14 protein-coding genes are annotated in these 16005 nt (G+C 53.8%); all 14 read right to left on the bottom strand.

The window, feature by feature from the left end; all coding sequences use genetic code 11:
• Window positions 1–53: 53 nt before the first annotated feature.
• Window positions 54–1310 (bottom strand): MFS transporter, encoded by a 1257-nt coding sequence (locus J0X21_RS14185; RefSeq protein WP_206812846.1) that lies wholly within the window; start codon window positions 1308–1310, stop codon window positions 54–56.
• 17 nt (window positions 1311–1327) lie between these two features.
• Window positions 1328–1858, bottom strand: coding sequence for a tripartite tricarboxylate transporter TctB family protein (locus J0X21_RS14180; protein ID WP_206812845.1), 531 nt, complete (start codon window positions 1856–1858; stop codon window positions 1328–1330).
• Window positions 1842–3347 carry a tripartite tricarboxylate transporter permease gene (locus J0X21_RS14175; protein WP_206812844.1) on the bottom strand — a complete coding sequence of 502 codons (1506 nt, stop codon included), beginning with the start codon at window positions 3345–3347 and terminating at the stop codon, window positions 1842–1844. The genes J0X21_RS14180 and J0X21_RS14175 overlap by 17 nt, the downstream gene beginning before the upstream one ends.
• Before the next feature lie 44 nt (window positions 3348–3391).
• Window positions 3392–5104 (bottom strand): thiamine pyrophosphate-binding protein, encoded by a 1713-nt coding sequence (locus J0X21_RS14170; protein ID WP_206812843.1) that lies wholly within the window; start codon window positions 5102–5104, stop codon window positions 3392–3394.
• A gap of 24 nt (window positions 5105–5128) precedes the next feature.
• A complete protein-coding gene (locus J0X21_RS14165; protein ID WP_206812842.1) occupies window positions 5129–6208 on the bottom strand; it encodes a Bug family tripartite tricarboxylate transporter substrate binding protein in 1080 nt (359 codons plus the stop codon).
• Between the two features lie 11 nt (window positions 6209–6219).
• Window positions 6220–6777 (bottom strand): cupin domain-containing protein, encoded by a 558-nt coding sequence (locus tag J0X21_RS14160; RefSeq protein ID WP_206812841.1) that lies wholly within the window; start codon window positions 6775–6777, stop codon window positions 6220–6222.
• 17 nt (window positions 6778–6794) lie between these two features.
• Entirely contained in the window at window positions 6795–7349 is a 555-nt protein-coding gene (locus tag J0X21_RS14155; protein WP_206812840.1) for a cupin domain-containing protein, read from the bottom strand.
• Between the two features lie 109 nt (window positions 7350–7458).
• A complete protein-coding gene (locus J0X21_RS14150; RefSeq protein ID WP_206812839.1) occupies window positions 7459–8700 on the bottom strand; it encodes an MFS transporter in 1242 nt (413 codons plus the stop codon).
• A gap of 54 nt (window positions 8701–8754) precedes the next feature.
• Window positions 8755–10374, bottom strand: a complete 1620-nt coding sequence (locus J0X21_RS14145; protein WP_206812838.1) for a UbiD family decarboxylase — start codon at window positions 10372–10374, stop codon at window positions 8755–8757.
• Between the two features lie 123 nt (window positions 10375–10497).
• The gene (locus tag J0X21_RS16130) at window positions 10498–11064 is read right to left on the bottom strand and encodes a cupin domain-containing protein (protein ID WP_206812837.1); all 567 of its coding nucleotides are present in this window, start codon (window positions 11062–11064) and stop codon (window positions 10498–10500) included.
• 94 nt (window positions 11065–11158) lie between these two features.
• Complete coding sequence (locus J0X21_RS14135; RefSeq protein ID WP_206812836.1) at window positions 11159–11770, bottom strand: tripartite tricarboxylate transporter TctB family protein; 612 nt, start codon at window positions 11768–11770, stop codon at window positions 11159–11161.
• A 4-nt stretch (window positions 11771–11774) separates the two neighbouring features.
• The gene (locus tag J0X21_RS14130; protein ID WP_206812835.1) at window positions 11775–13259 is read right to left on the bottom strand and encodes a tripartite tricarboxylate transporter permease; all 1485 of its coding nucleotides are present in this window, start codon (window positions 13257–13259) and stop codon (window positions 11775–11777) included.
• 93 nt (window positions 13260–13352) lie between these two features.
• A complete protein-coding gene (locus J0X21_RS14125) occupies window positions 13353–14408 on the bottom strand; it encodes a Bug family tripartite tricarboxylate transporter substrate binding protein (protein WP_206812834.1) in 1056 nt (351 codons plus the stop codon).
• A gap of 61 nt (window positions 14409–14469) precedes the next feature.
• Entirely contained in the window at window positions 14470–15903 is a 1434-nt protein-coding gene (locus J0X21_RS14120) for a UbiD family decarboxylase (RefSeq protein ID WP_206812833.1), read from the bottom strand.
• Window positions 15904–16005: the final 102 nt, after the last annotated feature.

Raw genomic sequence — 16005 nt, 5'->3', positions numbered from 1 at the left:
CCGCCGCAATTCCTTATTTTTAAAAAATCTTTAATCCTGCCCAAACTGCTCTCTTAGCCGTTTCCTTTGCCTTTACCCGGTACCGCGGCGCTTAACGCCTGGGCCTGCAAATCCCGGTTGGCATACTGAACTCCAGCCCCTAGGCCTAAGTAAAAAATACCGCTGATGACTAAAGCCCTGTCCGCCCCTGCAAAAGTCGCTACAGTTCCCAGAAGCATGGCCCCGGCGGCGGTTACCGCCTTATGCATTAGGTATATCCCCATCACCCGGCCTAAATATTCGGGAGCGGTGCTTAACTGCATGGCGGTCACCACACTGTTGTTATAAGTAATGGTTGCCAAGCCCAGGGTAAACATGAGCCCAAAAGCCAAGAAGGGGATGGTTATTGCTCCCAGCAAAATGAATAAGATACCCTGCAGGACTGCCGCCAGCAAAGTGACAACCCCGCCGATACTGGCCCGGACCGCAGGCCCGTTCATGGCTCCAAGCACTGCCCCAATCCCGAAGGCCGCCATGAGAAAACCAAACGTTTGGGGTCCCCCTTTCAGGACATTGTCCACATAGGCCGGAAGCATACTGATGATGGGCATAATCAGAAAAGCGGATACCATCCCCAGATAAATCAGCATGCGCAGCCGGTTATTTTTCCAAATATACCGGTAGCCCTCGAGCAAACGCTCACAGAACCCCCCCTCTTCCGCCTGCGTCTGTCCCCATTGCCTGGCGGGGATGCGCATGCGCCACACAGCCATCAGCACACCCAGAAAGGTAAGGGAATTTAGAAACATCAGTCCTTCAACCCCGGTGACCGGTATGAGCGTTCCGCCAAGCGCCGGGCCGGCGATACGGGCTAGGTTATTCCCGGTGCCGTTTAAAGAAACAGCACTGGGAATATCCTGGCGGGGCACGATTTCCTGAAGCAGCGCTTGACGGGTAGTCTGGTTTATAATCTGAGTCGTTTCCAGGGTAAAAATAAAGAAAAGGGCCAGCGGAAAAGTGATCGCGCCCGATGCCGCTGTCAGGGCAAATCCCAAAGAAAACAGAAGCGCTGCGGACTGGGTGCTGCCGAGCAAATAACGGCGGTTGTATTTATCCACAATGGGTCCGCCGAAAAAACCAAAGGCCAGGCGTGGGATAATCCCGATAAACGCAGCCAGGCCCAGGGCTGTTACTGAGCCTGTAATTTGCCAGACCAGCCAATTCTGGGCCACCTGCTGCATATGGTCACCTAACTGGGAGAAGGTGTTGCCAAACCAAAGCAAACGGTAATTGCGGTGTTGAAGAGCGATCCACGGACCCTTTAACTTCACTGTCATCGTCCCCTAAATTAAAAGAAAGTCTCAGCTATAATCCCTTCATATAGGGGGATGTGCAAAACCATACCGAAAAAGAGATAGAGCGCTCCCCAGGACACCAGGGAAAAGATCAAAGAAAACACCAGTTTCTCCTGAGACCGCACTTTGAGAAAGAGAAAGAGATATATCGGTATAGCCACTAAAAAGCCGACCACGTACAGAAGAAGAAACAGCCCTACAGCCCAGCTAAAAGAATTTAACTCAGAGAACTTGGCAACCGGTTTGCTTTTTTCCGGTTCATTTCCCTCCTGGTTTTCATGGTCAAACTTGTCCTTTGTCTTCTTCTCTTTATCTTTATTCTCTTTATCTTTATTCTCTTTGTCTTTATTGCCCCTTAGTTCCACCACCAGGCGGCCGATAGTCACGGCCAGGCCCGGTATTGCGATCACCAGAGGCGCCATGCGTGCCCGGGAATTATAGCCCAAGGCAATGATAATCGCCAGGACAAAAACCAGGATAAACAGGATATTAAAAATTACCGTTCCCCTAAACCGCATCGGCATGAACATTTCCTCCCTTCCGGGAAGCCCGCATCCGTTTGATAATCGGATAAACGATGGTGGTAATGAGAATGACAAAGAGCACCAGGGTAATCGGACGGGTCATGAAAGAAATTCCATACAAATCCCAGGCCATATTCAGGTTGACCTCAGCCATGCGCCCAAGAACCAGGCCCATGATGAGCGGTGCTTTTGGATAACGATATTTCTTGAGATAATAGCCGACAATCCCAAACACGAATACTACTAAAATATCTCCCATGCTGTTATGCGTACCGTAGGCTCCAAGGACGGCAAACATTAAAATTAAGGGAACGATAATCGAACTGCGCAGGTAAGTAAGCCGTGCCATCTGGTTGGCCAGCACCAAGCCGAGGGCTGCTCCAAACACGTTCGCAATCGCCACGGTCCAGGCCATATTGAAAACTAATGGCAGGTGTTCGGACAAAAGCTTAGGACCGGGGGCCAAACCCAGGATCAGAAAAGCTCCCAACAAGATGGCCATACCCGAACTTCCGGGGACCCCGAACACAACCGTGGGGATCAAAGCCCCGCCTTCTTTGGAGTTGTGGGCCGATTCAGGGGCAATTAGGCCTTCGATCATCCCGGAACCAAACTTTTCCGGAGTTTTCGAGGTCTGAACCGCGTGCCCGTAAGCCAGGAAGCTGGCGGCCTCTCCACCAAGGCCGGGCACGACCCCGATAATCCCGCCGATAGCGGAACAGCGTAAGTTGAGCCACCAGTGACGAAATACATCCTTAATACCTGTGAGCACTCCTCCGCTCACTTTGGCCGCGCCGTGGGTATCTGCGATTGATCCCCCCTGCTGAGAGAGCTCCAGCATCTCGCTTACCGCAAAGATTCCTATAACCACCAGAACTTGGTTAATTCCGTCCCAAAGATAGAGGCTGCCAAAACCATAGCGCACCACCCCAGTCGAGGGGTCCTGCCCTACCATGGACATCAGAAGCCCTAAAGCACCCACCGCCAAGCCTTTGGCCACGGAGTTCCCCCCAAGGAAAGCGAGCGCGGCTACTCCCACCATGACCATCATAAAGAATTCAGGGGGGCCGAAGGCCATAATAATTGGGCGCACAATCGGTATGATAAAAACCATGAGCAGGGCTCCGAAAACCCCGCCAAAGGCGGATGCTGCCATAGCAATGCCCATAGCCCGCCCGGTCTGCCCCTGCTTGACCAGGGGATAACCGTCAAAACAGGTGGCTGCATTCGGCCCCGTACCGGGGGTATTGAACAAAAGAGCTGAGATGGCCCCTCCAGTGTGGACCACGGCATGCCCGCCCAAAAGCAGGGCAAAGGCAGCATAAGGATCCATCCCGAAGACGAAGGGGATCATCATGGCCAGCATAAAGTTTCCGCCTAAGCCGGGGATAAAGCCCACCACCATGCCGATGGTTGCCCCGAGGAGCATAAACCCGGCATTGGGCCAGACAAACACTTGAGCTAACCCTTGCAGACTTGCCTCAAACACTTCGCATGCCTCCTTTCAGACCCCGCCGTTTGCGGGCAGGTTCCCTAAACTACAGGCATCTGTCGTTCCTCAACCCAGCGTTTATAAGTCTTGCTGGGGGGAACGCGGTCCGTGGGGTCGATAAAGACCTCCACGATGGCCGGCTTGCCGCTGGCGAGAGCCCTTTGGATGGCCGGCAGCAGTTCGGGCTCCTGCTCAACGCTTTCCCCCCAAGCCCCAAATTCGCGCGCCATCTTGGCAAAGCTCGGATACGGATGATCCACTCCGATGAAACGCTTGCCGAAAAGAACATCCTGCTTATGCTTAATATTGGAGTAGATATTGTTGTGGATTACCACCGCTACCGAAGGGATGTTGTTTTCCACGGCTGTCAGTATTTCCGGAAGCACCATCATCATGGCCCCGTCCCCGCTGATGCTTAAAACCTGCCGTTCCGGATAGGCCGCCTTGGCTCCCAGGGACATACAGTACCCGCTGCCCATGGCCGAGAAATCCCCCGGGATCAAATAGGGGTGGTATGCCTCAAAGGCAAAACGGGTAAAGGAACAGGTGCCGCCCGCCTCACTCACCACAATGGCATCATGATCCAAAGCCTGACGCACCGCCTGAATCACATGGGCCCGCCTGATCCTGCCTTCTCCCTCAGCCGTCAGTGCATGGAACTGTTCGCGCCAGGATTTTTTGAGTTCGGCAACCTTTTGCACCCGACCGTGTAAAGACAAATTAGGCGGTACCAATCCCCGGTTGCGCAGTTCACGGGTTAGATCTTCGATGACGGAACGGGCATCTCCCACAATCCCCACATCGACCGGGTAGCTCTTCCCGATCTCCTCCGGATCGATATCAATGTGAATGATGCCTGCTCTCTTCGGCAGAATGTGATAGCCGTAACGGTCGGTGGTGGTTTCCGAGAAAGTGCAGCCAATGGCCAGAATCAGATCCGTCTCCTGGGCGTACCTCTGGGCCGGGGGAGAACCCGTATGCCCCAGCTGGCCGAGCCCCAGGGGATGGTCATCCGGTATAATCCCTTTGTGCGAAGGAGTCGCCGCCCCCGGAATTGCCAGGAGTTCCATCAGTTTGAGCAGGGCTTCGCGGGCCCCCGACCAGATGACACCCCCGCCTGCCAGAACCAATGGATTTTTGGCTTTCTGGATGAGGTCTGCGGCTTGAACGACGGTAGCAGCATCGGCGCGCGGCCGGGCTGCCGCCCGGTAAGCGGCAGCCGCGGGCACCGGCACGTCACTCAAAGCAGTCTGCACTTCCCGCGGCACCCCGAGATAGACCGGACCCTGACGCCCGGAAGTAGCCGTCCTAAAAGCCTGGCGCATCAGTTCCGGGATGCGCTCCACCCGCTCCAGACGGAGGGTGTTCTTGGTGATGGGTTTAAAAACCTCGAGCTGGTCAATTTCGTGCCAGTTGGAGCGTCCTTTTCCCCTGACCGTTGAAGCCACTTCCCCGCTGATAAGAATGACCGGCGAGGACTCCATGTAGGCCTGGGCCACCCCGCTCAGAGCATTGGTCGCGCCAGGCCCCACGGTTACCAGGCAGACCGCAGGTTTCCCGGTGATGCGCGCGTAGCCGTCTGCTGCATAGGCTGCTCCCTGTTCATGCGCTGTTGGAATAAAGCGCATCCCGGGAGTGCGGGCAATGGCATCCGTGATATCAATGCAGGCACTCCCGATTACCCCGAATACATCCTTAATTCCTTCTGCCTGCAGGCATTCCACCAGTATATCTGCCCCGGTGCGTTCTGCCATGATAATCTTTCTCCTTTCTGAAAATTAATCTTTGGCGTTCTTGACGGCTTCGGTGACAATTTTGACGATTTCCGGGGGTTGATTTAAGGCTGTGCTGACGGTTTGGGTCACCTCTTCCGGCGTTACATAGGTCACAGGCAGATTGGCCTGTTTCGCTTTTTGCAGGAGTTCAGGGTCGGTGAGGGCCTTTTTCATGGCTTCGCGCAAGACTTTCAGTCTGCCCTCCGGGATTCCCGGGGTGGTAGCCAAGGGACGGGCTAACCAGGCCTGGGAATTCATGAGCTCGGTTAAGGCCTTTTTATCCGCCGGGCCAATATCGCTGAGCAAGGGAACATCCGGAAGTTCCGGGATTTTCTCTTTACCGATAATTACTAAGGCTCTGGCTTCCTTGTTTTCAATCATATTGCGCATGCTGTCAAATGCACCCACTTGGCCTACGACCTCGCCCCGCATCATCGCCAGGTCTGCTTCCTGCCCGGCGTAGCCGCTGATAAGCTTGACCTTAAAACCAAAAATATTCGATAACATTAACGCATCATTATGAGATGCGCTGCCTACTCCGGCCGTCGCCATCTTAATCTCCTCACTGGCTTTTTTGAGATCATCTATGCTATGGTAAGGGGATTTGGTGCCGACGATCAAGACCCGGGATTCTGTAGAGGCATCTCCCAGCCAGTTGAATTTGTTTAGATCGAATTTAATCCCTTCCATCCCGGCAATTTGGCTCATGATCAAACCCTTGTTGAAAGTACCCAGGGTCAGACCGTCGGGCTTGGCATTATAAATTTCATTGGCCCCGATGATATGCCCGGCTCCCGGGACATTTTTCACGATTACCGTGCTCCCTGGCAGGTATTTCTGCAGGAAGGGGGCAATCAAACGGCCGTAGGAGTCATACCCGCCCCCGGCTTTGGTGGCAACAACGAAAGTCACGGTCTTGCCGTTATAGAAGGCCAGCTCATCCGCTGCACTCGCGGCCACGCCTGCCGCCGGTTTGCTCACCTGACCGTTGCTGCCGCACCCACCCAGGATCAATACCATAGCCATCAAGCCAACCAGAATGAATACACTGACTTTAGGCAATTTCCAGTGTATGTGCCTCATAAGCGCACCCCCTATTTTTCTTCTTTATACCCCGGCGCATTTTCCAGTTGATCGAACCAGTCAAACCCCATGGCTTTAATAATTCGGCTGGTAACTGAAACAAAACGTACCGGTTTCTCTCCGTCGGCATTAAAATGCTGGTGAGCGGTATAGGGCGGGATATAGACAAAGTCCCCTTCTTCCCATTCCACTTTCTGCGGTTCCTTGTGCCAGTCCCAGACATAGGTATCCCCGCAGTCAAAGGCCACGTCCCAGTGCAGGTCATACCCTTTGCCCTCCAGGATGTAAAGCACCTCCTCACTCAAATGCCGGTGCTTGCCTGAGCACTCGCCGCCCTCAATAACCTGCTGGTAGATATCAAGACAGTATTCCTTGGTGTTAAGCTCCTCATTCACCATATGCTTGATCCGGCCTTGCGGGCTGTCCTCCCAGGGCATCTCAGCCGCTTTCACCACTGTTTTTTGCGCGGCATAGGTTTTCCTGAATTCTGCGGATTTAGCCAAGGAATCTTTGTAAAAACTGCTTTTTTCTTGCCCGGATAAAGCACGGGCTGCCTCTTCACGGTCCATAGATAGCCCTCCTTTATTTAATCTTCCGGCTTAAAATTCTCGAAGCCGGGCATGGGGTCCTTTGATGGGTATTCTACGACCTTTTGGTAGATCATGTGGGCAAAGAGGAAGAGGGGTTTGGCTTTCATGACCAGGACCCGGGCCGGTTTGGCTGGGTCGGCATTATAATGCCGGTGTACACAGGCGTTTTCGACAATGCACACATCCCCGGCTTCCCAGTCATACCGCACTTCATCATGGACGTCATAGCCTTTGCCGTCTAAAATGTAGAAGACCGCACTGTTCATATGCCCGTGTTTTTGCCCGAAACTGCCGGGAGCATAGACGTCCAAATGGGCCTCGATCATTTGGGTCACTTCCACGCTCTGAGGATTAATTATTTTTCGTCCATAGAGGCGGGGACCGCCTTTCCATTTCCAGTCCTTGCTTTTATAGACCCGCGGCTGGCTTAAGAGTTGCTTATAAACCTCCCCATACACCCCTTTTAAAGCCCGCACGAAAGTGCGTTCCTTTTGCCAGCGTTCCCACTTCCCTTCTTCGTGGCCATGGACGCCTTCCTTGTCGTCCGCCATATTATCCCTCCTTGCGTTTTTATCCGGAATATTCTGGCATTTTTAATCTAATTTTTTACTCTACTTGTTTCAAGCCGAATCATTTTTTAAACTACTTTTTAGATAAAACTTACCGGGTCTTGGCCGGTATTAAAGCCGCTGCCCCGGCGAAATAGGAAAGAGCCATCAACACAAAAGCAGCTGTAAATCCCAAACTATCGATCACAGCGCCTAAAATTACCGACCACACGGCTCCGGCCAAATAGCTGATGGTGAAGAAGACACTGTAAGCCATATCGCGCGTCTCTTTCGTGGTCACATCCGCCAGCAGGGCTTGAATCTGCGCGCCTTGGGAATAAACCACCAGCCCGAGAAAACTCATGGCAGGCACCAAATAGCTCATATTTCCTCCGGCCAGCAGCAGGGAAAAAGTAGCAGCCGCTGCCAGGACGTAAGTGGTAAGAGCCATGCGCTTGCGCCCGACGCTGTCGGAGATGCGGCCCACAAGCACCGGGCCGGCGACACTGCCAACCATCATTATGGTAAATAAGGTGGCATAATTGACACTGCTAAGATGAAGTCCCTGCTGCAAATACAAGGGTACATACACCATCACAACCCCAATGCCCCTGCCACCCGCAGCTACCACCGCCGCCGTCACCACCGGTCGCACGCTGCGGTCCTTGAGCGTGGAAACCCAGGACTTACCGGCCTTGCCCAATGCATTGCCTTCATCCCTAACTGAACCTCCATCTGTATTCCCGCCGGGATTAGGTCTTGATAAGGGACGTTCCGGAATAGCCAGGGAAGAAAGCCCAACGATGAGCGCCACGACAGAAAAAATGCCCAAAGTAGCTCTCCAGCCCAACAAAGCCACTCCGGCGGTGCCCAGGGCCGGAACCAATAAGGTGCCGGCATTGCCCCCAGCAAAATTGATGGCAAAGGCAGTTCCCCGCATTTTCCTGCCGAAGTTTTCAGCGACCAGGGAATTCCCGACCGGATGCTGGGGGCTGTTGCTGATCCGGGCCAGCACATTAAGAAGGAAGAAGGCTGCAAATCCCCCCGCGAAAGGCATGAGCGCGCAGCTCAGGGCTAATAAGACATTGCCTAAGGTTAGGAGAACCCGGCGCCTCACGGTATGCATGAGAAAGGCGAATATCCCCTGCAGGACACTCATAAACGTGTTGCCCACACCCACCATAATCCCGAGTTGGGCATAGCCGAAACCCAATTCCTGCATAACCGGCGGGTACACAATCGGCATCAAAGCGGAATAGGCGTGGCTCAAAGCATGGGACACTGAAACCAAGGCCAGAGTGCGGATGCTTTTTTTCTCCGGGGCCGTCCGGGACTCAGCTAACGGGGTGGACATCTGATTCCTTCCTCCTTGGCGATCAAAGGGACGGTTCTCTTGCTTCCTGGTGAGTTAGGTTATCTCGGGCCTGGTCTTGACTTGCATGCCCGCCAGTTTGTCTCCGGTAGTATAATGTTCCCCGCGCACGGCCAGGTCTGCCTCATGCTCCAGTTCCGCATCCCACTGTCCCAGAGAATAGCCGTACCACGGTGCCTGGGGCGTAATCGGCGGCAAGCCGAGCTCCTCCCAGATTTCCTTGGCCCGTTCCATATACTCCTGCTTGGGCAAAGATACCGGCGGGAAAGGCTCCTTAAGAATGGCGTTGATTAGGAGGGAGGATTCATTTGCCGGGTCGGCGTGGATCGCCACATCCTTGCTGTCACTGGCTCCGCTAAACGGGGGCGCATGCCCTTTTACCATGCCGCGGACGATATCCACATCCTGGTGGGGCTTCATGCGGTAGCTCATGGCCCACATGACGGAGTCCATATTTTCCGGATCAATGTCTTCATCGACCGCGATCACGATCTTGCCCACTCCCTGGTTATAGATAGCCGCCGCATGGAGAGCGCGCCAGACATCGACCTCTTTCGGTTTCTTCATCTGAATGACCACGACTTTGCGCAGGTTGGTCAAAGGCTCATGCATAGCCACGCGCACGACGCTCTTGATGCTGAGCGCGTTTTTCAGGTGATCCAGGAATAAGGGCTCGTACCCGACTTTTTTGATAACGCTGCTTTCACTGGGGGTTACCTGGCTGATAAAGGAAACCCAGGTCGGTTTAGCTCGGTGGGTGATGCAGGTAATTTCCATAAACGGATTGAGCTGGCGTGGGTGCATATAGCCGTGCGATTCCCCGAACGGGCCTTCCGGCTCCATCACATCGGTCCGGATTTTCCCTTCGAAAACAATTTCCGCTTCCGCCGGTACCACCAAATCTACGGTTTTGCATTTAACCACTTCCAGGGATTCCACGGCCAGACCGCCGGCCACAGCCAGTTCGTCCAGGCCGTACGGGACTTTCTGCACCGCTGCATAGGAGACAACCGGCGGAGCGCCGACAACCAGGGCTGCTTCCAGGGGGATACCCCTTTCCTTGCACTTCTGCCAGTGGACAAAAATGTCCTGGCCTAAGCCGCAGGGGAAGACTCCAATCTTATTGCGGCCCTTGATGTGGCCGCGGTAATTGCCCATATTCTGAACCCCGGTATCGGGGTCTTTGGTAATCCAGTGGGTACAGGTCGTATACGGGGCATTGTCAAAGCCCGGGGTGGAAATTGGCACCGGGAACATGTCGAACCCGCCGCCTTCCCGGGTCAGATCCCCGCCCATATAGACCACATCCTGAACTGCCCCCTGTTCCACCAAGGTAGGCGCAATGGGTGCGCTCATAGCCCGTTTCCAGACGTCCCCGACTTCATCCAGCCGGCACTGCAGCCCGGCGGCATAAATATCCGGATTCCCGGCTAAAGCGGCTACGGCCACGGGGATTGAGTATTTTTTGCCTTTGACATCGGTCACATTTTCAAAGAGAAATGCCTTGCGCTCAGGCTCCGGAATTCCGCCCCGGTATTGCCAGCGCACCAGGGGATGCAGTTCCGTTTCCTTCACAATTTCCTTTTTGACCCTGATTAACAGACCCTTTTCTTCCAGGTATTTTAGGTGCTCCGATAAATTGTGGTAACGTCGCATGTGTTCGCATTCCACCTTTCTTTCGCTTGCTTAATCACGTCCTAAATCCTAAGAATATTGTCTTAGCGGCTGGGTTCGGTGTCAGCCTCACCTCCTCGAAAATCTCTTTTGTTCGTTTTCCGGTTATTCTGGCTTAAAATTCTCAAAACCCGGTAAGGGTTCTTGGTTAGGGTATTCCACGATTTTCTGATAAATCATGTGGGCAAACAGGAAGAGCGGTTTAGCTTTCATCACCAAGACCCGGGCAGGTTTAGCCGGATCGGAGTTATGATGACGGTGCACGCACCCGTTGGAGACAACGCAGACATCCCCGGCTTCCCAGTCGTGGCGCACGTTGTCATGCACATCATACCCTTTGCCCTCGACGATATAGAAGACCGCACTGTTCATATGCCCGTGCTTTTGGCTGGCACTGCTGGGAGCATAGACGTCAATATGGGTCTCGATCATTTGCGTGATTTCCGCACTCTCCGGATTAATGATCTTCTTTCCAAAAACCCGGGCCCCACCTTTGAACGGAAAATCACTGCTTTTATACACTCTGGGCTGGGCCAGGAGTTGCTTGTAGACTTCACCGTAAACTCCCTTGAGCCCGCGTACAAATAATCGTTGTTTCTGCCATCTCTCCCAGCTCAAATCATGTTCATGGGCCTGTTCATGGGCGTGGTCGCCCTTTTCACTGACGGACACACTCGCACCTCCTCAAAACTAAAACTTACTCCTTGCCTGAGCGTATTCATACAATAAATTGTTCTTGTCTGCAGGCAAATTCATTTTAAGCTGACTATAAGAATAGCTCGATCAGCGCCCCTGATTCGAATTCGATTTTGAGCAAATAGACAAAAAGGATATACATAAATGCCCAGGCTCCCAAAGAGATTCCCAGCGATAATTTCCACGGCTCGTTGGAACGAACGCGCAATACCAGCAGGATATAAAGCGGAATCGTCCAAATGAAGCCCAGCAGCCAGACCATAGCCAGCAGGAGGAGAATCCAGGCCGCAGCGATCACTTCCCGGCGCCAGCGCGGGCCGCTGATATCAGGAGCGGATGTTTCATTCTGGTGCGCAATATCATCGGCCTGGGCCTTTAACTCAGCAATCAAATCCTTTTCCGGTTTAATCCCCGCCCGCGCCATAGTTTCTTCAGCAGCCCCAGTCTCTACTCCGTCAAGCCCGGTGGCGCCTGCGGCCGCAATCTCTTGCCCGCCTGCCTTGCGCAGGGCTATTATTCCCATTACGGTGCGCCAGAGAGCGATCGCAAAGGTAGGCGTGGCAATGATCAGGGGAACAAAGCGGGCTTTAGGATTATAGGTAAAAGAGAGAAAGAAAAACATCCCAATTAAAACTGTCATAAATAGATCGAATATCAGGGAGCGCACTTGCTTGTTATCCATCAAGCTACACCCCCAGTGCCCGGCTCTTCTGCCGTTTCTTTCTAATCCAGGGATAAGCCAGGGTGTAAATGATGATTAACAGAATTACCAGGGTAATAGGCCGTGTCAGAAAATCCCATCCATACAGCCTTACGGAGAGGTTCAGGTTTTGTTCCGTAATCTTTCCGAGCACCAGCCCAATGATCAGCGCTGCCCGTGAATACCCTTGCCGATCCATTTCATAACCCAAAAATCCCAGGACAATACTTAGTACCAAGCTTTCCAGGGCGCTGGTGACTCCATAGCTTCCGAGCATCGCGAGAACCAAAACCAATGGAATCAAAATGGAGACGCGCAGCCTGGTAATCAGGGCCATCTTATCCGCCAGCAGTGCTGCCAGGGTAGAGGCGATAATATTGGCCACGATGATGGTCCAAACCATGCTAAAGAGAAGGTCTTTGTTGGAATGCAGCATTTCCGGCCCCGGGTGCAGGCCTACAATGTAAAAGGCGGCCAGGAGAATGGCCATAGCACCGCTGCCGGGGATTCCGAAAGCCAGGGTCGGGATCAAGGCACCGCCTTCTTTGGCATGGATGGCGCTTAAAGGAGCGATGACCCCTTCCACGGCACCCTTGCCAAACTTTTCCGGGTTTTTTGAACTCTGGACGGCATGCCCATACCCGACAAAAGTGGCAACATCCCCGCCCAGGCCGGGAACAAATCCGATCAAAGTTCCGATAATACTGCAGCGAACGACCAGCCACCAGTGGCGGAAGGCATCTGCGACCCCTCTGAGCATCCCGCTCCCTAGTTCAGTGCTGGCGGCATTGGATAGTTTTCCGCCGTCAACCATCATCCGGATAACTTGGGCGATGCCAAAGAGGCCGATAACCGCGGTGGCAAGATGGATTCCGTCATAGAGAAAGAGCTGGCCGAAACTAAAGCGCACGGCCCCGGTGATGGGGTCAAATCCGACCAAAGACAGCATGAGGCCGGCACCGCCCGATATTAAAGCCTTGGAGACTGATCCGTGCCCGACACTGGCAATAAACACGATACCCAAAACGGCCAGCATGAAAAACTCGGGTGGGCCGAACTTGAGAACCAGCTTATCCCCAATCGGGAGAAACAAGGCCAGAAATACCGCGCCTACAATTCCGCCGATGGCTGAGGATGCCATGCCCGCTCCCAAGGCCCGGCTGGCCTCACCCTTCTGGGTCATGGGAAACCCGTCAAGCAAGACAGCCGCTTCCGGTCCGGACTGTGGAATATTTAGCAAAATCGTGGTGATCGCACCGGTGGTGGCTACGACGGCATGGGAACCGAGTAGGAAAGCAAAGGCCTGGGCCGGCGGCATACCGTAAATAAACGGGATCATGAGCGCTAAAGTGAATAAGCCCCCTAAGCCGGGGAACAAACCAAGAAACATCCCGCTGGCGATGCCGATCAGCATATAGAGAACCGTAGGCCAGGCAAAGACCAGCAGCAGCCCATTGATCACATCAGACATATCCACACCCCCTTTTATGTTTCTGCCGGAGCGCCTTGAACCAAGGCGCTCCGGGCCAGGAACACGGACTTAGGCGCCCTGTCTTGCGAACAATTAACCGGCTAAAGCTTTGGTAATGAGGGTTTTTAAATCATCGGGCATTTGCAGGGATTGTTTCATCAACTGCTCGATCTCGGGACCGCTCAAGGGGCTGATCTCCAGTTTGGCCTGTTTGGCTTTGCTTACAAGTTCCGGATCTGCCAAAGACTTGGCAATTGCCTCCCGCAACAAGTCGGCCCGTTCTTGGGGAATAGCGGGCGGGGCCGCCAGATCACGCCCCAGTTCCAACAAGGTGATGAAATTGGCTGCCAGGTCTTTATCTTGGCCGGTGGTGATTTCCGTGGCCAAAGGCACATCCGGGAAAGCGGGATCTCTCTTTAATCCGTAAAGCAGCACGGGGACAGCCTTCTTCTGTTCGATCAGGGGCATGCGGCTGCTGACACTGCCGGAACTGCCCAAGACTTCGCCACGCAGCATGGAGACGTCATATTCAGCCGCAGTGTTATAGCCGGAGACAATATCCATTTGCGGCAGGAACAATTTCTTCGTGACTTCCAAAGTCACGTATTCAGAACTGCCGACGCCATTGGTGGCGAATTTTAAGGTATTTTTGTCCTTCTTCAGATCCTCAATGCTCTTATAGTTAGTTCTAGCATCCACGATCATGACTTTGGGTTCATTGTTTAAGCGGCCGAGCCAGGTGAATTTATTAAGGTCAAATTTTACTCCCGCCTGTTTGGCTGCCTGATCCGCGACCATCCCTACCCCATTAAGGATACCGATCGTTAACCCGTCGGCTTTGGCCAGGTATAGCTCGTTAGTCCCGGTAAGGCTTCCGCCCCCAGGCACATTGCGTACGACCACCGTCAGCCCGGGAATGTATTTGGGAATATATTGGGCCAGAAGGCGCGCGTATTGGTCATACCCTCCCCCGGCGTTGTACGGGACGATGAAGTTGAGATTTTTATCTTTGTAGAAGGCCAGAGCATCTTCCCTGGTGCCCACTTTACTCTGGGTATTGGATTTTTCGGATGCTTGGCACCCGGCCAGGGACAGCGCCAGGGTTCCCACCATGAGGACAGAAACAAAAGTTCGCCAGAATCTGCGCAAGGTATCTACCTCCCTTACTAATTTGCGGTTGTCAGCCGGCAACACGCCTTGCCCGCATTTTTTACTCGAATAAGGAATCTCCCCACTTCTGAAGGGTTTTCTCCCTTAATTCCGGGCTGGACTCCACCACCGCCGGGAATTTGTCTTTCCAATCGTACGGGCGGCAGGCATCGATGATGGCCCGCGAGTTGAAGCCTTTGCTCTCCACCGGAATTCTCGGGTCCAGCGGCCCGCTCCAGCACTTACGGATGATCTCAATTGATTCCGTGGGCTCGGAGCGGGAAGCGATCGCCCACAGCACATCAAAGGTGTTGGAGGGGTCAATGTCGTCATCCACCACGACCACGTACCGTCCCAAATAGTTGCCGGCATGGCTCCCGGCCGCCACCAGTCCGGCCTGACGGGAATGCCCGGGATAGGCCTGTTTGATGGAGACGATGTTAAACATCCGGCCCCCGCCCGCTTCGTGGCACCAGACTCCGTTGACATTGGGAACTCCGATTTTCTCAAGTTCGTCCCAGATCAAAGCGGATTTGACGACACACTTGCTATAGGAATAATCTGACGGGGGACGACCCGGACGGGCACAGCACAGGATGGGGTTATTGCGGTAATACACATTTTTCACCCGGATCACCGGTTCCGGCCGTCCGGCACTGGCATAATATCCGGTCCATTCCCCGAAAGGACCCTCTCCCAGATTGTCCCCCGGGATAGCCTCCCCTTCGATCACGATCTCGGCATGGGCCGGAATCGGAAGCCCCGTGTATTCTCCGATCACTACGTCAATGGGTTCACCCTTGAAACCGCCAGCATAATCGTACTCCGACAAACCATAAGGGATTTCATTGCCCGAAGCCAGGAACAGGAGCGGATCAGCCCCCACGCATATCGCTACCGGGCAAGGCTGGCCCCGGTCGAAATATTTCTGCCGGTGCAGCATCCCGTGCTTGCCGGGGGAGACATAGAAGGCCACGGATTTCTCATCATGCACCATCCCACGGTAGGCTCCGAAGTTGACCCAGCCTTCATCCGGGTCCCTGGTAATCACCAGGCAGGCGGTGCCGATATAGCGGCCGCCGTCCAGTTCATGCATTAAAGGCACCGGGAATTTGAACAGGTTTACATCCTCCCCGCGATCGACATTTTCCAGCACGGGCCCGTCCTGCACCACCCGCGGGGGAATCATCTTCAGGTCTTTTAACTTATCGCGATAGGCCCTCACAACATCGAGATCGCTTTTGGCCTCAGGTAGTCCAAGTGTCAAGGCCATGCGTTTGGGCGAGGTGGTTAAGCCAAAGAGGGTGCGGAAACCTTCCGCATACCCGGGCACCTTGTCAAATAATACTGCCGGGGGTGCCGCGGACTTTCCTTCTTTGTAAATAATCTCGGTAATCGCCCCCATCTCCAGATCCCAGCTGGCCCCTTCGATCTTTTTTAATTCCCCCTTTTCTTCCACTAAATTCAACCAATCACGCAAATCTTTATAGGCCATTTTTACCCTCCTTTTACCCGAAACGGACGTCACTGCCATTAGTTACAATGATTATATCCTTAACTGAATCTTCACACTATTAAAGATCTTGCTCATTTAATT

This window comes from Paradesulfitobacterium ferrireducens, from assembly GCF_017310645.1.
Classification (GTDB): domain Bacteria; phylum Bacillota; class Desulfitobacteriia; order Desulfitobacteriales; family Desulfitobacteriaceae; genus Paradesulfitobacterium; species Paradesulfitobacterium ferrireducens.
The sequence above is the reverse complement of the archived record's forward strand: the minus strand, read 5'-3'. Positions and strand labels throughout refer to the sequence as shown.